General features: G+C 30.4%; 21 protein-coding genes. 19 read left to right on the forward strand and 2 right to left on the reverse strand.

Annotated elements, in window-relative coordinates; genetic code table 11:
• Nucleotides 1-9 precede the first annotated feature (9 nt).
• From JK634_RS15220 to JK634_RS15280, 13 genes are all read left to right on the forward strand, one after another.
• Nucleotides 10-981, forward strand: a complete 972-nt coding sequence (locus JK634_RS15220) for a 2-keto-3-deoxygluconate permease (RefSeq protein ID WP_207753652.1) — start codon at nt 10-12, stop codon at nt 979-981.
• Between the two features lie 198 nt (nt 982-1,179).
• Nucleotides 1,180-2,784, forward strand: coding sequence for an ATP-binding protein (locus tag JK634_RS15225; protein ID WP_243425622.1), 1,605 nt, complete (start codon nt 1,180-1,182; stop codon nt 2,782-2,784).
• Nucleotides 2,781-3,455 carry a response regulator gene (locus tag JK634_RS15230; protein ID WP_202768524.1) on the forward strand — a complete coding sequence of 225 codons (675 nt, stop codon included), beginning with the start codon at nt 2,781-2,783 and terminating at the stop codon, nt 3,453-3,455. The genes JK634_RS15225 and JK634_RS15230 overlap by 4 nt, the downstream gene beginning before the upstream one ends.
• Before the next feature lie 264 nt (nt 3,456-3,719).
• The gene (locus JK634_RS15235) at nt 3,720-4,199 is read left to right on the forward strand and encodes an NUDIX hydrolase (RefSeq protein ID WP_202768525.1); all 480 of its coding nucleotides are present in this window, start codon (nt 3,720-3,722) and stop codon (nt 4,197-4,199) included.
• Between the two features lie 29 nt (nt 4,200-4,228).
• Nucleotides 4,229-5,167 carry an alpha/beta hydrolase gene (locus tag JK634_RS15240; RefSeq protein ID WP_202768526.1) on the forward strand — a complete coding sequence of 313 codons (939 nt, stop codon included), beginning with the start codon at nt 4,229-4,231 and terminating at the stop codon, nt 5,165-5,167.
• An 87-nt stretch (nt 5,168-5,254) separates the two neighbouring features.
• Nucleotides 5,255-5,770 carry a GNAT family N-acetyltransferase gene (locus JK634_RS15245; protein ID WP_202768527.1) on the forward strand — a complete coding sequence of 172 codons (516 nt, stop codon included), beginning with the start codon at nt 5,255-5,257 and terminating at the stop codon, nt 5,768-5,770.
• Between the two features lie 323 nt (nt 5,771-6,093).
• Nucleotides 6,094-6,951: an AraC family transcriptional regulator gene (locus JK634_RS15250; RefSeq protein ID WP_202768528.1), complete on the forward strand. Its 858-nt coding sequence runs from the start codon at nt 6,094-6,096 to the stop codon at nt 6,949-6,951.
• A 266-nt stretch (nt 6,952-7,217) separates the two neighbouring features.
• Complete coding sequence (locus JK634_RS15255) at nt 7,218-7,964, forward strand: MBL fold metallo-hydrolase (RefSeq protein WP_202768529.1); 747 nt, start codon at nt 7,218-7,220, stop codon at nt 7,962-7,964.
• Between the two features lie 120 nt (nt 7,965-8,084).
• Nucleotides 8,085-8,606 carry an NUDIX hydrolase gene (locus JK634_RS15260; RefSeq protein ID WP_202768530.1) on the forward strand — a complete coding sequence of 174 codons (522 nt, stop codon included), beginning with the start codon at nt 8,085-8,087 and terminating at the stop codon, nt 8,604-8,606.
• Nucleotides 8,607-8,645: 39 nt separating this feature from the next.
• Nucleotides 8,646-9,170: a GNAT family N-acetyltransferase gene (locus tag JK634_RS15265; protein WP_202768531.1), complete on the forward strand. Its 525-nt coding sequence runs from the start codon at nt 8,646-8,648 to the stop codon at nt 9,168-9,170.
• Between the two features lie 7 nt (nt 9,171-9,177).
• Nucleotides 9,178-9,840, forward strand: coding sequence for a B3/B4 domain-containing protein (locus JK634_RS15270; protein ID WP_202768532.1), 663 nt, complete (start codon nt 9,178-9,180; stop codon nt 9,838-9,840).
• A 14-nt stretch (nt 9,841-9,854) separates the two neighbouring features.
• Nucleotides 9,855-10,553 (forward strand): alpha/beta hydrolase, encoded by a 699-nt coding sequence (locus tag JK634_RS15275; RefSeq protein ID WP_202768533.1) that lies wholly within the window; start codon nt 9,855-9,857, stop codon nt 10,551-10,553.
• Nucleotides 10,554-10,584: 31 nt separating this feature from the next.
• Nucleotides 10,585-10,845 (forward strand): TfoX/Sxy family protein, encoded by a 261-nt coding sequence (locus JK634_RS15280; protein ID WP_202768535.1) that lies wholly within the window; start codon nt 10,585-10,587, stop codon nt 10,843-10,845.
• A gap of 7 nt (nt 10,846-10,852) precedes the next feature.
• Here the strand turns inward: JK634_RS15280 and JK634_RS15285 are convergent, their stop codons facing one another.
• Nucleotides 10,853-11,353: a hypothetical protein gene (locus tag JK634_RS15285; RefSeq protein WP_202768537.1), complete on the reverse strand. Its 501-nt coding sequence runs from the start codon at nt 11,351-11,353 to the stop codon at nt 10,853-10,855.
• Between the two features lie 185 nt (nt 11,354-11,538).
• Between JK634_RS15285 and JK634_RS15290 the strand changes: the two genes are divergently transcribed.
• The 6 genes from JK634_RS15290 to JK634_RS15315 all read left to right on the forward strand — a co-directional run bounded on the left by JK634_RS15290 (nt 11,539) and on the right by JK634_RS15315 (nt 16,923).
• Complete coding sequence (locus JK634_RS15290; protein WP_202768538.1) at nt 11,539-12,765, forward strand: WYL domain-containing transcriptional regulator; 1,227 nt, start codon at nt 11,539-11,541, stop codon at nt 12,763-12,765.
• Nucleotides 12,758-13,699, forward strand: a complete 942-nt coding sequence (locus JK634_RS15295; RefSeq protein ID WP_202768540.1) for a WYL domain-containing protein — start codon at nt 12,758-12,760, stop codon at nt 13,697-13,699. The genes JK634_RS15290 and JK634_RS15295 overlap by 8 nt, the downstream gene beginning before the upstream one ends.
• A complete protein-coding gene (locus JK634_RS15300; RefSeq protein WP_202768542.1) occupies nt 13,692-15,587 on the forward strand; it encodes a protein kinase domain-containing protein in 1,896 nt (631 codons plus the stop codon). Before JK634_RS15295 ends, JK634_RS15300 begins: the two co-directional genes overlap by 8 nt.
• Nucleotides 15,588-15,719: 132 nt before the next feature.
• Nucleotides 15,720-15,989 carry a hypothetical protein gene (locus tag JK634_RS15305; protein WP_202768544.1) on the forward strand — a complete coding sequence of 90 codons (270 nt, stop codon included), beginning with the start codon at nt 15,720-15,722 and terminating at the stop codon, nt 15,987-15,989.
• Nucleotides 15,990-16,019: 30 nt separating this feature from the next.
• Nucleotides 16,020-16,295, forward strand: coding sequence for a hypothetical protein (locus tag JK634_RS15310; RefSeq protein ID WP_202768546.1), 276 nt, complete (start codon nt 16,020-16,022; stop codon nt 16,293-16,295).
• Nucleotides 16,296-16,314: 19 nt separating this feature from the next.
• Nucleotides 16,315-16,923, forward strand: coding sequence for an SLAP domain-containing protein (locus tag JK634_RS15315; RefSeq protein ID WP_202768548.1), 609 nt, complete (start codon nt 16,315-16,317; stop codon nt 16,921-16,923).
• 59 nt (nt 16,924-16,982) lie between these two features.
• On the opposite strand, the gene JK634_RS15320 is transcribed toward JK634_RS15315, so the two are convergent.
• Nucleotides 16,983-17,471: a zinc-ribbon domain-containing protein gene (locus JK634_RS15320; RefSeq protein WP_202768549.1), complete on the reverse strand. Its 489-nt coding sequence runs from the start codon at nt 17,469-17,471 to the stop codon at nt 16,983-16,985.
• Nucleotides 17,472-17,529 lie beyond the last annotated feature (58 nt).

A 17,529-nucleotide genomic window follows, 5' to 3' on the forward strand; every position in this document is an offset into this window, starting at 1 on the left:
GGTAATGTTATGCAAATTCCAATTAAGAAAACCCTTGATAAAATTCCTGGCGGTATGATGGTTGTTCCACTTTTCCTAGGAGTATTAGTTAATACATTTTTCCCACAGTTTTTAAAGATAGGTGGTTTTACAACTGCATTATTTAGTTCAAGCGCATCTTCACCAATATTGGCATGCTTTATGTTTTTAATTGGTTCACAAATTCACTTTAAATTAGCACCAAAGGCATTAAAAAAAGGTGCACTTTTAATAACTGGAAAGTTTATAGTAGGTGCAGGTATTGGTATATTTGTAGGTAAAGTATTTGGTCCTGCTGGAGTATTAGGCTTATCACCACTTGCTATCCTTGCAGCATTAACAAATTGTAATGGAGGACTATATGCATCTCTTGCTTCACAATATGGTGATGAAACAGATGTAGGAGCTTACGCTTTATTATCATTAAAAGATGGCCCATTCTTTACATTAGTTGCACTAGGAGCATCAGGACTTGCTCAAATTCCATTCCAAGCACTTATAGCTGTATTAATTCCAATAGTAATTGGTATGATTTTAGGAAATATTGATGGTGATATGAGAGCTTTCCTTGGAAGTAGTAAATTATTATTAATTCCATTTTTCTCTTTCCCATTAGGGGCAGGAATGAATCTTGAAACAATTGTAAAAGCAGGAGGCCCTGGAATAATACTTGGAGTTATAGCTGCATTTACTGGAATAGGAGCTTATGTTTTACTTAAATTATTTAAAGAAGAACCGATAATAGGATTAGCAACTGGATCAACTGCAGGAAATGCAGTAGCTACACCAGCAGCAGTTGCAGCAGCAGATCCAACTTTAGCAGCTATAGCAACAATAGCTACAGCACAAGTTGCTGCAGCCTGTGTAGTATCAGCTATCGTATGTCCATTCATTGTTTCATTTGTCTTTAAACGTTTAAGAGATAGTAAAGCAAAAAAGTTGCAAAATGAAGTTGTAGCATAAATAAGTTAATAGTTAAAGGATAATATGTAGATATTAATTATACACGGAAAAGTGGAAGACAATAATGAAAGAAGTACATTATAATAGGTGGAGAAAACAATCCATTGTAATACTTCTGTCAAAATTCATGAACTTCTATTCTTCCGTGTATTTTGGCTGTGAATTTGATGTCTCAACATTAAGGTTAAGGTGATGAATATGAAAAAAACGATGAAGCTGCAAACTAAGCTTACATTATTAATTATTTCAGTGGTTTTTATTCCTATAGCTATAATAATTTTCTTTGTAGCTTCATGGATGACTGGAAATATTGAAAGCAAGGCTAGAACTAATATTATGAATGTAGCTAAGATGGTAGCAAATTCAAATGAAATAATAGATGAAGTTAAAGTTAAGGATCCAAATAGAAAAATTGGACCCTATATAGATATGCAGCTTAAGAATTTAGATCAGATTGAATATATAATAGTAGCTGATAAAGACGAGATTAGATATTCTCACCCAAACCCTGATATGATAGGTAAAAAGTTTGTGGGAGGAGATGAATATGGAGTAGTTTATAAGGGTGAAACATATATTTCTGAGGCTACCGGAACCTTGGGAAAAGCTTTGAGAGCTTTTACTCCTATATACGATTCTGAAAGTAAAAAAGAAATAGGTTTTGTTTCAGTAGGTACTCTTACTCAAAGTATTGAAACTGCAAAACGTAAAGCAATTATATATATAATATTAATTGGTTTCGGTGCACTTGCTGTAGGAATAATAGGCGCATTCTTATTAGCCAATAATATTAAGAATATTTTAATGGGGTTAGAGCCAGAGGAAATTACAAGGCTTTATAATGAGAAGATGGGAATTTTATATGCTATTCACGAAGGGTTAATAGCTGTTGATAACTTAGGTAGAATTACACTTATAAATGATTCAGCCTTAAAGATATTAAACTTTGAGGGCAAGATTAATAAGAACGAGATTATAGGTATGAATGTAGAAGATGCTATTCCAAATACCCGTATGATTAATGTATTAGAAACCGGTGAATCAGAATTTGAGAAAGAGCAGACGATAAATAATACAATAATAATGACCAATAGAATTCCTATAATGAAAAAAGGAAAGATAATAGGAGCAATTGCAAGCTTTAGGGATAAAACAGAAGTAACAAGAATAGCAGAAGAACTTACAGGTGTAAAAAAATTGGCTTGGTCATTAAGAGCTCAAAATCATGAATTCATGAATAAGCTTCATACCATTTCAGGACTAGTTCAGCTTGAAGAGTATGAGGAAGTATTAGAGTTTATATCGGATATATCAAAGGTAAGAACCAACATAAGTAACATTTTAACTGAGAATATTAAGGAACCAGCGTTGTCAGCTCTACTTTTAGCCAAGTATAATAAAGCTGAAGAGAGTAGAGTTAAATTAAAGATAGACGAAAATTCAAAACTAACTAAGCTACCAGAGAAAATGACTTCTGAGGAGATAGTATCTCTTTTAGGAAACTTAATAGAAAATTCCTTAGATGAAGTAAAGAATGATGGGACTGGATTAATATATATCAAAGTAGTTGAAGATGAACACTTTTTAAATATAAATGTAAAAGATAATGGCGGTGGAATTCCATTAGAGGTTAGAGGAAAAATATACGAGCAAGGGTATTCTACAAAAGAAGGACAGCGTGGAAATGGAATGTATATAGTAAAGGAAATAATTTATAGGTATGACGGCACCATAAGCCTAGAAGGTGATGAAGGTGTAAGCTGGGAGATTAAAATACCTATGCAAAAGGAGGGGAAAGCTTGATTCAAGTAATGATAGTTGAAGATGATCCTATGGTTAGAGAAATAAATTCTAAATTTTTAAAAAGAGTAGAGGGATTTATCTTATATAAAGCTGTTTCTAATCTAGAAGATGCTAAAAAATTTATATCCGTTAAAAAACCTGATTTAATATTACTTGACGTATATCTTCCTAAAGAAAATGGCATAGATTTCTTGAAGTGGATAAGAGCACAAGAGCTTGAGATAGATATAATCTTGATAACTGCAGATAAAACCATTGAAAGAGTGCAGGAAGCGTTTAGATACGGAGTTGTAGACTATCTTATAAAGCCTTTTAGCTTTGAAAGATTTAAAGAATCACTTACTCAATTTAAGGGAAGATACTATGAATTTAAGAAAAATGATGAAATCGAACAGGAAGAATTAGATAAACTAATCGCTAGTTCTAATACATCTCATAATGAAGATGATTATGCAAAAGGACTTAATAAATACACCTATAGAAGCATTTGGGAAGAAATTGAGAAAAGTAGTTATGAGGATTTTACAGCAGAGGGCTTGGCAGAAAAGTTAGGAATAGCAAGAGTTACTGTAAGAAGATATCTAGATTATATGGAAAAAGAAAATAAAGTAGAGAAGCTTGTGGAATACGGAAAGGTTGGTAGACCTCAACATAAATATCATAGAATTTAATTAAAACTTATAGTATAAGCAACATAGAATTAACACATTGAATGTAAAATGAGAGTATTCGATTGTATTCAATATGCGCTGCTTATACATTATAAAAGCCTCGAAGATACGTAAATGTATTTTCGAGGTTTTTATGTTTATTATACAGCTCTATTTTTTAGAATTATATAGACAATATAAATTTTGAAAAATATGTTATAATTAGAAGAAGTAAGAAATTTATTAACATTAGCCCAAAATTAATTTATGTAGGTGAATATATAAATGGAGTATGATTGTGGATTTACTAAAGAAAATGGATGGTTCAGGTATAGGGCTGCAGCAATAATAATTGAAAATGAATGTGTATTATTTGCTAAAAACGATAGGGATGATTATTACTACTCAATTGGCGGTGGAGTACACATTGGTGAAAAAGCAGAAGATGCAGTTTTGAGAGAAGTATATGAAGAAACAGGAATACATTATGAAATTGATAGACTAGCATTTATTCATGAGAATTTTTTCGTTGGTAGTGGTAGCCTAGAAGGGTATAATTGTCATGAAATTACCTTTTATTTTTTGATGAAGTCAAGAGGAACACAAAAACTAAACAGCAATAGTTTTTCAGATGGATTTAAAGAATATATGTATTGGTTGCCAAAGAATGAATTATCAAAGTTTAAAGCATTTCCAACTTTTTTTATTGATAAGATAAATAATATGCAGAATTATGTTGAACATATTATTACTAATAAGAGATAAATAAATCATAACTTGAAAGGATGGTTCATATGGGAGAATTATCAAAGCTACCTAACATTGGAGTTGTGATTGTGATATTAATTTTACTTCTGGTATTAATGGCTATTTATCATCATGTTATGATAGCAATTGAAGCAAAGAAATTAAATAATATAGGTACATTAGTAAAAGTTAATGATAAAAATATGAATGTATATATAGAAGGAAATAAACAAACAAATACTGTAGTTTTGCTTTCGGGATCTGGCGTACAAGCTCCCATATATGATTATAAAGTTCTATACTCAAAGTTATCTGATATTTGTAGAGTAGCTGTAGTTGAAAAGTTTGGATACGGTTATTCTGATATAGCAAAAGCAAAAAGAGATGTAAAAACCATGGTAGAAGAGAATAGGATTGCCCTTAGAAAAGTAGGGATAAATGGACCATATATTTTAATGCCTCACTCTATGTCAGCATTAGAAGCTATATATTGGGCAATGACCTATCCTGAAGAAGTTAAAGGAATTATTGGATTAGATATGGCTGTACCACTAACATATGATGAAAATGATAATAATCTACTAAGTTTAAAATTTAATAAAATAATGACCTTTTTTGGGTTCCATAGAATTTCTAAGTTTTGTCCTGTAAGTGAAAGAGAGCTTACAGATAAAGAGATAAAGCAGAATAAATATTTAGTATATAGAAATTCATTAAACAAGAATGTTTTTGAAGAATGCAAATTAGTTTATTCTAATGCAAAAGTTGTAGAGAAGATAGGAATCCCTAGCATTCCTATTTTAATGTTTGCTAGTAAACTAACGGGCTCTGAAACTAGTAAGAGATGGAGAATTGCTCAAGAAAAATTTGCATCAGAGTCAAATAAGTGTGAGTTAATTATATTAGAGTGTGGACATAATCTTCATTATTATGAATCGGACTATATGACTGTAAAAATAAGAGAATTTATAGTTACATTTAATTAAATTTCATAGGTAAAATTTAAAATGATAAGTGATTATGAATAAAGCTGTGGAATGATATTAATTTATATGTTTGTTATAGGAGGTAATATGGTATTAGAAACTCAAAGATTAATTTTAAGAGAAATGATACAAGCAGATTTCCCGGTTCTTTGTAAAATCTTACAGGATGATGATGTAATGTATGCTTATGAAGGAGTATTTACTAACGACGAGGTTCAAGGATGGCTTGACAGACAATTTGAACGTTATAAAGAACATGGCTTTGGATTATGGGCTGTTGTTTTGAAAGAAACTGGTATAATGATAGGACAATGCGGGTTGACAATGCAAGATTATAAAAGCAAAAAAGTTATGGAAGTTGGATATCTTTTCCAAAAAGAATACTGGCATCGTGGATATGCAAGTGAGGCAGCAATTGCCTGTAAAGAATATGCCTTTGATAAGCTTAATGTTAAAGAGGTATATTCTATTATTCGAGATACAAATATACCATCACAAAAAGTAGCAATACGAAATGGGATGACTTGTATTGATAAGTTTATCAAGCATTACAGAGGTGTCGATATGCCTCATTTTTTATTCTCAGTAAATAAGATATTGTGAATATAATATGGAGTGTGACAAATTCCAATCTATATATTAGATAAAATATTTATGTTATAAAATATTAAGCAAAAAAAGTGCTAATCTTATCAGGATGAAGCGCTTTTTTCTTTGCTTTTAACATCAATATAAAAACCATAAATAATACCATGATTACAAAATATGGTACAATGAATTTGGGAACAAACCTGAGTAATAGACAAGTAGTAATATAATGTACATGTTATTTAATGATCTTTCAGACAAGACAAAACATAGCATTAAAAGTCGGGAACGATCGCCTGAAAAGAGATAAGATAAATGTACAGACAGGGGTGATGATTATGGAGTGGATAGAAGGAATTGGTGAAGCTATAAACTATATTGAGGAGAATATTATTGAAGAAATCACAATAAAAGATATTGCAGAAAGAATATTTATGTCTCCTTTCTACTTCCAAAAAGGATTTACAATGCTTTGTGGTTTTACGGTGGGAGAGTACATCAGACAACGCAAGCTTACACTTGCCGGCAGTGAGCTTGTTTCTACTGATAAAAAAATCATTGATATTGCGCTTAAATATGGCTACTCTTCGCCAGATAGCTTTACAAAAGCTTTTACTAGATTTCATGGTGTAACACCTACTGCTGTTCGAAAAGATGGAGCTATGATTAAATCATTTGCTCCTCTGAAAATCAAATTTTTATTGGAAGGCGGTTATATTATGGATTACAAAATTGTTAAGAAAGATTCGTTTACTATCATAGGATTGTCTAAAAAATTTAAATATGATAATGCAATTAAAGAAATACCTCAGTTTTGGGCAGAGAATTTTCAAAAAGGAGAAGGGAATTTTCTATGCGGAATGTATGGAGTAAACATTGATGAAAGTATGGGTTCAGATGAATTCGAATATTTGATTGCAGACAATTATAATCCGTCTGTAGAAATACCTAAAGATTTTGTTACAAAGGTTATACCTAAATACACATGGGCTGTTTTTGCATGCAAGGGTCCAATCCAGAAATCTATGCAAGATGTGAACAGGAGAATATTCACAGAATGGTTGCCTAACTGCAAGGATTATGAAATTGCAGCAGGTTATAATATTGAAATGTATACCGATTCGGATGATTATCCACAAGGTATTCAAGACGAAAACTACTATAGTGAAATTTGGATTCCTGTTAAGGAAAAATAGTTATAAAGAATTATATTATTGAGATTAAAACTTTAAATAGAGATTTAATTAAGAGAGAAGCACTATTCTTCATGGGATGGGTGCTTTTTTCTTTGCTTTTAACATCTATATCAAACTATGAAATTAATAGTATATGAAGTTGAAAGTGAATATATTTGAAGATATTATAGGTGCATAATTAATGCAGAAATATATAAGAACTAACTATATTATTTCTAATTATGATACTATTTCTTATAATTGAAACTTTATTAGGAGGATTTAAAATGAGTAAAATAAATGTATTAGATATATCTTTTGATTTTTCAGGACAAAGTAGCACTATATATCCAGTTATATTAGAAGATGAGAATGAAATGATATTAATTGATTGCGGATACCCTAACTTTTTAAGCTTAATAGAAGAAACTGCATTAGCGAAAAATATTAATATAAAAAAATTATCTAAAATAATTATTACACATCACGATTATGACCACATGGGGGCTTTAGCAGAATTCAAAAGAAAATATCCTAAACTAAAAGTATTAGCATCTGAAGAAGATGCTCAATATATTGATGGAAGTAAAAAATCATTAAGATTACAACAAGCGGAAAACATATATGATTTCTTATCAGATCATGAGAAGGTAGAAGCTGATTATTTTCATAAAATGCTTCAATCGATAGAAAGCTGTAATGTGGATATAAAGTTGAAAGATAAATATTATTTCGATTGGTGTGCAGGAATTGAAATAATAGCTACACCAGGCCATATGCCTGGACATATATCTATTTATCATAAAGAAAGTAAATCTTTAATAACTGGAGATGCTTTAGTTATAGAAACTGGAGAGCTTGCAATTGCATTGCCTCAATATACCTTAGATCTAAAAGAAGCTAAAAAATCTGTTGAGAAATTTTTGAACTACGATATTGAACGAATTATATGTTATCATGGCGGAATATATGAAAATGGAATCAATGATGCTCTTAGAAAAGTTTTAGAGTTAGAAAATAAAGAAGCATTTTAATTATTATAATAAAAAAGTTAGCATTACACTTTATATTTATACAGTGTACCGAACTATAAGCAATATTGTATTTACAAAATATGTTATAATTAGAAGATATGTATTTAGTGAGGTGTGAATATGGAACTTTGGGATGTATACGATATTAATCGAAATAAAACCGATAAAACTATGGTCCGTGGAGAACCTTTTGAAAAAGATGATTATCATTTAGTAGTTCATATATGTATTTTTAATTCTAAGGGTGAAATGCTAATTCAACAAAGACAACCCTTCAAAGAAGGTTGGTCAAATATGTGGGACATAACAGTAGGTGGAAGTGCTGTAAAAGGCGACACAAGTCAATCTGCAGCTGAAAGAGAATTGTTTGAGGAAATTGGACTTAAAGTAGATTTGAAAAATATTAGACCACATATTACCATTAACTTTGAAGATGGATTTGATGACTTTTATCTAATAGAACAAGAGGTTGATTTAAGGAAACTATCATTGCAGTATGAAGAAGTTCAGAAGGTTAAGTGGGCTTCTAAAGAAGAGATATTTTCAATGATAGAAAGTGGTGAATTTATACCATATTATCAAAGTGTGATACAGCTGCTTTTTGATATTAGAAAACAATATGGTAGCCACCAAACAAGGTGAGTGTTTAATGCAGTTTAACTAATAAAGGAGAATATAAAAATGAAAATTGAAACTGTGGATTTAATCATACGCAATTTTGAGCTAAGTGACGAAACTGATTTATGTGAATATATGCTACAACGGGTTAAGGCTGAATTTGAGGGATATCCAGATTTCACGTCTGAGAAAGCAAGAAAAGAAATTGAATTCAGAGCACAAAGTGATGAGTTCTACGCAATTGAATTAAAAAAAGAGCATAAGGTTATTGGGAATATTTATTTAGGAAAGAGGGACTTTAATACAAGAGAACTCGGATATGTATTAAATGAGAACTATCAGCATAAGGGTTATGGAAGTGAAGCTAGCAAAGCTGCAATTGAATATATGTTTAAGCAAGGGGTTCATCGAATTTATGCAGAATGTGCACCTCAAAATATACCTTCCTGGAAGCTATTAGAGAAGATTGGAATGAGGCGAGAAGCACATTTTAGAAAAAATGTTTCTTTTCATCAAGATGAGAACAAGAATCCTATATATTGGGACACCTATGTATATGCAATATTAAACCCAGAAGAAGGAGCATGAATATATAATGATAGAGGTTAAAATCAGCGAAGAACTAAAGAAAATTTGTCCTGAAATAAAGCTAGGCTGCATTGAAGCACAAGTGAATGTACAAAGCAGTGATGATGGGTTATGGAAGGAAATTAATTATTATTGTGAAGTACTAAATAAAGAAATAAAAATTGAGGACTTAGCCTCATTATCTAGAATTAAAGATGGGAGAGATACATATAAAAAACTAGGTAAGGTTCCTAGTAAATATAGGCTATCTTCTGAAGCATTGTTAAGAAGAATACTTCAGGGAAAAGGAATGTATAAGGTAAATAATATTGTAGATATAAATAATTTAATATCAATAAAATCAAAATTTCCAGTAGGCTCATACAATATTAAAAATCTTCATTCCCCAATTAACTTAGTAATAGGTAAAGAAGGGGAACAATATAAAGGTATCGGTAAAGAAAATATAAATATTGCAAACCTTCCAGTATTAGCAGACTCTTTAGGTAGTTTTGGAAGCCCTACAAGTGATTCAGAGAGAGCTATGATAACTGATAATGTAAGCGAAATATTAATGTGCATTTTCTGTTTTAGTGGCAAAACTAATATGGAAGAATACTTAGAATATGGCAAAGATCTTTTAGAAAGATATGCAAATGGAAGAGATATTAATACCAAAGTAATTGAATAAAAAGAGGGGAACTTATGGTAGAGAGAAAGAGAGAATTGATAGATGAAATACCAGCATTAATATGGGGACCAGCTTCAGATAAAGTATACATTTATGTTCATGGAAAAATGGGACGTAAAGAAAATGCTGAACATTTTGCGGAAATTGCAATAGAGAGAGGATATCAAGTAATAAGTTTTGATTTGCCTGAGCATGGGGAAAGAAAAAATGAAGATTATCCTATTATGGCATGGAATGCAGTAAAAGATTTGAAATGCATAAGAGAGTATGTATTAAACAAGTGGAAATATGTTAACTTATATGCTTGTAGTTTAGGGGTATATTTTAGTCTTCTAGCTTATAATGATATGGATATAAAAAAGGCTTTATTTCAATGCCCTGTGCTAAATATGGAGAGATTAATTTTTGATATGATGAAGTGGTTTAATATAGAAGAGGAGCGGTTAAAAGCTGAAAAAGAAATTGCTACACCTATGGGAGAAACTTTAAGTTGGGATTACTTAACATATTCAAAGGAACATCCAGTAGATAGGTGGAAGTGTCAAACCTATATTTTATATCCATCAGAAGATAAGTTAACTCCAAAGGAAATTGTAGATGAGTTTAAAAATACACATTCAGTTAATCTAACAGTATTGAATGGAGCTGAACACTATTTTACTGAAAAGGAATACTTGGACAAATTAGAGTTTTGGTTACGGAATAATATATAAACAAATTCCAACTTGAGAGGGAGGCCTCACTATGGGAGAACTATCAAAATTACCTAACATAGGAAAAGAAGTTGAAAGACAGCTAAATGAAATAGGTATATTTACTTATGATGAATTAAAAGATATTGGTGCAAAAAAGGCGTGGGTTAAAATACAAGAGATAGATGAATCAGCATGTATTCACAGATTACTAGCGTTAGAAGGTGCAATTCAAGGTGTTAGAAAAACTGAATTACTACAGGAATCCAAAGCAGAACTAAAAGATTTCTATAACATAAATAAAATCAAATAGAAATTTATCATTTTAGATTATTTTTAATAAATTCTATTTCTGAGACTAGAGAATTAATACGGTTTTCTAGTTCTTTTATTTTACTCATTTCATCATTAGAAGTGGGGGGACTAGGATTATTTGAAGTGGTATTTTGAGGTGTATTACAATTGTTGTTATTTACATTATAATTTTTAGGGTTAAAGTATAATCCAGGACCAGCTTGAAAATATTGTTGTTGTGCATTATATGTTAATATCACTTGACCGAGTAATTCAAACCAATTGCCTAGGGCATTTTGAACGTTAAAGGGAATATTTCCAGCCAATATGTCTCCGAGAATTGTTCCTATAATAACAAATAGCTGGGGGTCTAAGCTTTGAAAACCGTTTGGTATATCATCACAGCCCATGCTTGTAGAGCCACCTTGGCTGCTAGTATTGCTTGATTTATTATTAGTATTATTTGAATTGGTATATCCACAAGCTTTCGCGAAATCTTCAAAATTACTCCAACCGTTAAAATTCACAGTGCCCTCTCTATAAAATTACTATAATTCATGATATTCCTTGCAATTAATAGGTGATACTTTATATTGATTATGCTTAGTAAAATAAGTTTCAATTAAATTTCCCAAGAAACTGGAAATAAAGGAGATTAAACTTAATTTGAAAATTATGTACAATCTGTAAGCCTCTAAGTATAATTATATTGATGATGATTAATAGCATTAATGATATGGAAGAAAGGGAATACTTAACATTGGGGATTAAGGAGAGAAGAATTAATAAACTTATTGCACTTTTTAATGAAAGAGAAGTCCTTACAGTTGAAGAAATTAAAGAAGAGCTTGAAATAAATGATAGAAGTGTAAAAAGCTATATTGGATTTCTTAGAGAATATGGGATTGAAATTATACCTATGAACAAAAGGTATAAGGCTATAAAAGAAGAAAAACTAACGGGAAATCTTATAAATAAACAAGAACTTAGAATGATGAAAATTATGCTTACTGTTTCAGAAAACAGTGGATGTTTTGATAGAAAAAGTTTAGTTGATAATGTAAATAAAAGTTTATTTGATGAGGAAAGCGTTAGCAGAAAAACTATAGAAAGAGCAATAAAGAGCTGTGAAGAGAAAAAATATATTTACTTAGATGAAAATAATAAATATAGAACATCTATTGTAACAGATAGTTTTTATTTTACTAATGATGAAGATATATTTAAATTTATAGAGCTATGTGAAATATATAAAGTAAGCATGCCTTTTTATAAGGAAGTTAATAATTTAAAAAATAAAATAGTGACTCAGTTAGACTATGAAGATCCAAGCTATAACATATACTGCATTGGTAGAAAGTATAGTGAGGAAGCTATTTCGAAAGATATAATTAGGCAGTTTGAAAGCTTGAATTATAGGAAGAAGGCCATAACAATTTCATATAATTCAAAAATAGGTGAGCTTACTGAAAGTATTCAAGTTGTTACTTTTTTATATAATTGGGAAAAAGATAAGAGCTATGTTATAGGAATGGTAAAAGATAAGCTCTATTTTATTGATGTTAAAACCATAATATCAATTGTTCCTTCTGATTTAGAAAATGAATTTTTTAATCATAAGGAAACCTTAGACAAACTCGATTTAATGTTTGGAGCATCATTAGATGAGTTTTATGAAGTAAAGGTTGAATTTGTAAATACTTTTAACATAAAGGAAAAAGTAACAAGACTACATAAACATAGAAAAAGTAGCAAGCTAATTAAAGATGGAGACAAGCTTATATATAGTGATAAATTATATGGCATATATGACTTCGCTAGATATCTTAGAAGTTTTGGTTCATATTGTAAAGTTCTAGAACCAGTAGAGCTTAAAGATATTATGAGGAAAACTTATGAGAAAATACTTTTAAATTATGGGGAGATTAAAAATGAATAATGTAATGAATGATATATTAAAGCTTCTAACCATAATTGCTAATAGTGAAGAGGGTGCTAGTATAAGAGAGCTCCATGAAAAGACTAAAATGCCTCTAGAAGTTATAAAAGATAACTTAGAAAATCTTTGGTATAATGCAGAGTTATATTTAATTGACATAGCACCTGAAGATGAGGAAGAATATGAAGCTCAATTAGATAATTATGAGGATTTAAAATGGACTATTGAAAACTTCTCTGAGGATACTAAAGTTCTAAATCTTAATTATTTTGAAAAATATCTATATAAGAGCATTCTAACTAAGAGTGAAAAAAGAGATGGAGATTTTTTAGGCATTATAAACAAATCTACTTATGATATAGAAGATTATAAATACAAGCTATTTCAAATCAGTATTGCTGCTGAAAATAAAAGAGCATTGAGTGCAAAATATAAAACTAGAAATAATAAGGTTGAAGAATTTGTTATAGAGCCATTAGGTATCGTTTTTTATGAATTTGAAAATCTGTTTTATGTAGTAGGGCAGTACAATAATACAATTGTAAATTATAGAATAGATAGAATTCTTAGTATTAAAGAAACAAAAAATAATTTTGTGCCATTAGAAGATTTTGATTTAGAACAATATTTAGCTAATATATGGGGTATGGAACAAGGGGAATCTATAAAGGTTAAAATCAAATTTATGAAAGAAGCAAATGTAATCTATAGAGTTAAAAGAGACTTAGAATATAGGATTAATAAGAAGCTTACTGAGTATGATGGTTATTTTATTTATGAAGATATTATAATAGGGGTAAATAGTTTTAAAAGCTGGCTTAGATCTTTTGGTAGTTCAGTTATAGTACTAGAACCAAAAGAACTTAGAGAAGAGATGATAGAGTCAGCAAGACGAAGTTTTGAATATTATGCAGGGGGAATGACAAATGAATAGAAGTAATAAGGGACCAACTACCAAAGAAATTAAAGCACAATCTTTAGAAAGATACAACAATAAGCATGAAGTAACAAGAAAGTGGATATCGCTTAATAAAAAGTTAAATCCAAATAGAGATAATAGGGCTTATAATGGATTAATTATTGAAGCTATAAGCATTATGGAATATGTTATTGAAAATATATTAAAAGATGAATTGGAACAAAATAATTTTCCAGGAAATGTCCGAAAGCTTAAAGAAAAAGGTTATAAAATTGAGCAAAATGAAGAGTATAAATTGGGAAGAATAAAGTGGTATAGAAATATGGGAGCTCATAATACTGAAACCTCCCTGCAAGAAGTTATAAATTATGAGGCAGCTAAAGACGTATATTGGGGAATAGGAACATTATTAAGTAAACTTGGAATGCTAGAAAAAGATGATATTGAACCTTCTTCAGAAAAATTACATGCAAATGTAGGGGAAGTAATTGGTGAGACATGCCTTCTTCAAGAATTTGTTGGAGGAGGGGGAAGTTGTAGAGTGTTCAAAGCTCATCATCAACGTCTTGATTTAACTGTTGCAGTTAAAGAAATAAAACATGAAATTATTGATAGGCTAGATGTGGCAAATGAGAAGAACATGCTACTATCCTTAAGACATATAGGCATACCAAGAATATATGACATCATCCAAGATAATCATACATACTACTTAGTTATGGATTACATTGAAGGAAAAACCTTAGAAGAAAATATTAAAGAAATGGGACCAATGAATGAATCTCAGGTTATAAAAGTAGGAATAGAGCTTTGTGAAATTATTAAATACCTACATAACTTCAAGGGTGGAATAATATATAAAGATTTAAAGCCAAGTAACATAATGATAGATTATGAAAGAAATATTCATTTAATTGATTTTGGAATTTCAGAAAGAGCTGAGAATAATAAAGAAGATAAAAAAATATATGCAGCATCTCCTCATTATGCTTCTCCAGAGCAATTAAGAGGAGAAACTTGCGATAGGACAAGCGATATTTACTCATTAGGTGCAACTCTTTATTATATAACTGAAGGTATGAATCCAGATTCAAATGGAGAACTAAGATTCAAAAGAAGCACTAATGAAGTTCTAGTAAATATTATTGAAAAAGCTATGGATTATAAAAAAGAAAATAGATATAGTTCTGTAGATGAATTAATTAGAGTTTTAGAGGAATACAAAAGCAACTTAAATAAGAATCAAGCAAGAAATAATACAGTTAAAGTAGAAACAAATCAGAAGATTAATAAAAAGGCTCCAATATCAAAAAACAAATTAATAATTCCAGTTGTAGCAGTAGTAGTGGTTATAGCACTAGCTATAGGAGGAACACTAATTTATAATTTAGGTAAGAAGAATGATAGCATAAACACTAACACAAGTACTAAGCAGGACACACCTACAACAAGTACTAATAATAATCAAGATTCTAATACAAATAGTGATACAACTTCAAAGCAAACTCAAACACCAGCTAATACAAACACAAACAGCGAAGCAACAGTTGGAACACAAACAACAGCTTTTGATGGTAAAGCTGTGCTAACAGTTAATTCATATAATGTTGATGGTAATAATCTTATAGTAAAGGGAACAATACAGAATAATTATGGTAAAGATTTCGATATTTCCTTATATGACATTTATGTAATGGGAGATGATGGCACAAAGTTCCCACTAGATATGCAGACAATGCTATCAAGTGGTGTTAATGGATATAAGATAGTTTCAGGAGAAAAGGCTGAATTTAAGTGCTATTTTAGTAACTATAAAGCAGCTAACTCATTAACATTTAAAATATCTAAGATCTTTTGCTTTGGAGGACCAAACAATGAGTCCTTTACTCTAAAAATTAAATAAATTTGAAATTAAAAACTCTGTCTAGAAAATAGACAGAGTTTTTTTATTTTATCAGAATAGCAGAAGTGCAAATTTTTGTCCAAGAGGGTATTTATAATAAAACCATAGTAAAGATTGAAGGAGAGATGTAATATGTTTAAAAAGTTTTTTGATATGATAGGTTCTTTGATGGATGGTGATTCAAGTGGATATGAAGGGCAAGATCAATTGCTTCAAGATCATATGGATTGGATGCAGCAAGAAGAACAGAGGAGGTTTATGGAACAAATGGATGAAGATATGAGGATGCAAAATGAACAACTAATGAATGATATGCAGGAACACATGAACATGCAGGAGCAGTTTAATAATGACATGTTTCAGAATGATTTTGATAATTTTATGAATGACAGCATGTTTTAAGAGGGGCATAACAATTTGAGGTGATGGAATTTGAAATATAAGTATATAAAGAAAGTATCCAAGCTGCTATATAAGTATGATTTGATGGATTTAGTGGAGCTAACAGGTCTAGAGGATGAATATGACCTGGAGGCAGAACTTATTCTTAAAAAATGCAGAATAGATTCTATTTATAACGCAGAAAGAGATATAGAAAAGATATTTAAAGATTGCTTCTTTAGTAGCACAAAGCTTGATGAAGAGAAGCTTGAGGCATTAAGTATTGAAGTAATTAAAACTATAAAAGAAATAAACAAAAATAAATAAATTTATGGAGGAATGTAAAATGAAAAAAGGAATAATGTTAATTTTAATGATAGGTGCAATAATGATTTCTATGGTAGGATGTAGCTCAGCTAAAACCAATGCTACAAAAAATGGTACAAAGGAAGCGGCTACAAATGTTGATAGTACTAAAGATACAAAAGATGGGGTGATAACAGATGTAGCACCAAAAGAAGGCACTGAACCAAAAACACCAGAAACACCTGCAAAAAGTCCTGAACAAAAACCAAGCACTGAAACCCAAGCAAATCCTAAAGCTAGCACACCTACAGCAGCATCTCAATTTGTAAATGGTGCAATGGTTACTGCGGTAGATAACGTTCAGATAAGTCCTAAGAACGTATATTACAAAGATTCCAAACTATATATGGATGCTTATGTTTATAATGGGTTTAGCCATAACGTATTTGACGTTAGAAATATAAATATTAAGCTATCAAACCATAGTGGAGTAATTGCCCAAGCAAAATTTGATGGCATGGGAAATACAAATATAGGTGCTAATAGCCCTGTTATATGGACCTTTGTGTTTGAGAATGATGCTATTAAAATGCAAAATGCAGATTTAGGGACTTTAAATACAGTATACAGCTGTGATTACTCCTTTTAGTTAGGTAATTAAAAAAGTAAGGCCTCTTAAGAGATTATATTTAAGAGGCTTTAGAAAAATTATTTTAATACAGTAAACAAAATATAAAGCTGAGTAGGCACTCCTTTATGAGTTATAACTCTGCTGCTTATAACTCTCTTATTTGGGTTTCGTTTAATCCAGTCATTAAGGGCTGCATCTGCATTCCAAGCATTTAAAAGTGAGAACAATGCACCAAAAGTTCTAGCACCAGTAGGACTTATCATTTCCATTTGAAATACATATGGAACAGGATTCTCCAGTATTTCACAAGTAAAAGTTATACCTCTAACTTGCCCTGGAGCCATATTGAAATTCCAAAATACCTTTCCAAAGTGATGGGATTTTAAAAACTCATTTGCAGAAAATAAATCTGCCTCATTGAAATTACCAATGAGCTTTCCACCAATAGTTTGAGATATGGTTTCTTTAATAGAATTTTGAGGTCTAGAGGCTCCTAACTTAGCCCCACAGTTTGAACAAAAGTTTGAATTACCATTTACCTTACTACCACACATTTTACAAAACATTTAATTTTCCCCCTTTTGTAGTCGCGAGTTATTTTGAGAATACAATTAACTTATCGTT

Origin of the sequence: Clostridium paridis (genome assembly GCF_016765615.1) — a bacterium.
GTDB classification, from domain to species: domain Bacteria; phylum Bacillota; class Clostridia; order Clostridiales; family Clostridiaceae; genus Clostridium_T; species Clostridium_T paridis.

Excerpts from the sequence above, each read along its gene's own strand:
- JK634_RS15260 (WP_202768530.1), top strand. The coding sequence starts at position 8,085 with ATGGAACTTTGGGATGTATACGATATTAATCGAAATAAAACCGATAAA.
- JK634_RS15290 (WP_202768538.1), top strand. The coding sequence starts at position 11,539 with ATGATGATTAATAGCATTAATGATATGGAAGAAAGGGAATACTTAACA.
- JK634_RS15250 (WP_202768528.1), top strand. The coding sequence starts at position 6,094 with ATGGAGTGGATAGAAGGAATTGGTGAAGCTATAAACTATATTGAGGAG.
- JK634_RS15320 (WP_202768549.1), bottom strand. The coding sequence starts at position 17,471 with ATGTTTTGTAAAATGTGTGGTAGTAAGGTAAATGGTAATTCAAACTTT.
- JK634_RS15295 (WP_202768540.1), top strand. The coding sequence starts at position 12,758 with ATGAATAATGTAATGAATGATATATTAAAGCTTCTAACCATAATTGCT.
- JK634_RS15265 (WP_202768531.1), top strand. The coding sequence starts at position 8,646 with ATGAAAATTGAAACTGTGGATTTAATCATACGCAATTTTGAGCTAAGT.
- JK634_RS15280 (WP_202768535.1), top strand. The coding sequence starts at position 10,585 with ATGGGAGAACTATCAAAATTACCTAACATAGGAAAAGAAGTTGAAAGA.
- JK634_RS15235 (WP_202768525.1), top strand. The coding sequence starts at position 3,720 with ATGGAGTATGATTGTGGATTTACTAAAGAAAATGGATGGTTCAGGTAT.
- JK634_RS15300 (WP_202768542.1), top strand. The coding sequence starts at position 13,692 with ATGAATAGAAGTAATAAGGGACCAACTACCAAAGAAATTAAAGCACAA.
- JK634_RS15270 (WP_202768532.1), top strand. The coding sequence starts at position 9,178 with ATGATAGAGGTTAAAATCAGCGAAGAACTAAAGAAAATTTGTCCTGAA.
- JK634_RS15275 (WP_202768533.1), top strand. The coding sequence starts at position 9,855 with ATGGTAGAGAGAAAGAGAGAATTGATAGATGAAATACCAGCATTAATA.
- JK634_RS15315 (WP_202768548.1), top strand. The coding sequence starts at position 16,315 with ATGAAAAAAGGAATAATGTTAATTTTAATGATAGGTGCAATAATGATT.
- JK634_RS15240 (WP_202768526.1), top strand. The coding sequence starts at position 4,229 with ATGGGAGAATTATCAAAGCTACCTAACATTGGAGTTGTGATTGTGATA.
- JK634_RS15255 (WP_202768529.1), top strand. The coding sequence starts at position 7,218 with ATGAGTAAAATAAATGTATTAGATATATCTTTTGATTTTTCAGGACAA.
- JK634_RS15220 (WP_207753652.1), top strand. The coding sequence starts at position 10 with ATGCAAATTCCAATTAAGAAAACCCTTGATAAAATTCCTGGCGGTATG.
- JK634_RS15305 (WP_202768544.1), top strand. The coding sequence starts at position 15,720 with ATGTTTAAAAAGTTTTTTGATATGATAGGTTCTTTGATGGATGGTGAT.
- JK634_RS15245 (WP_202768527.1), top strand. The coding sequence starts at position 5,255 with ATGGTATTAGAAACTCAAAGATTAATTTTAAGAGAAATGATACAAGCA.
- JK634_RS15225 (WP_243425622.1), top strand. The coding sequence starts at position 1,180 with ATGAAAAAAACGATGAAGCTGCAAACTAAGCTTACATTATTAATTATT.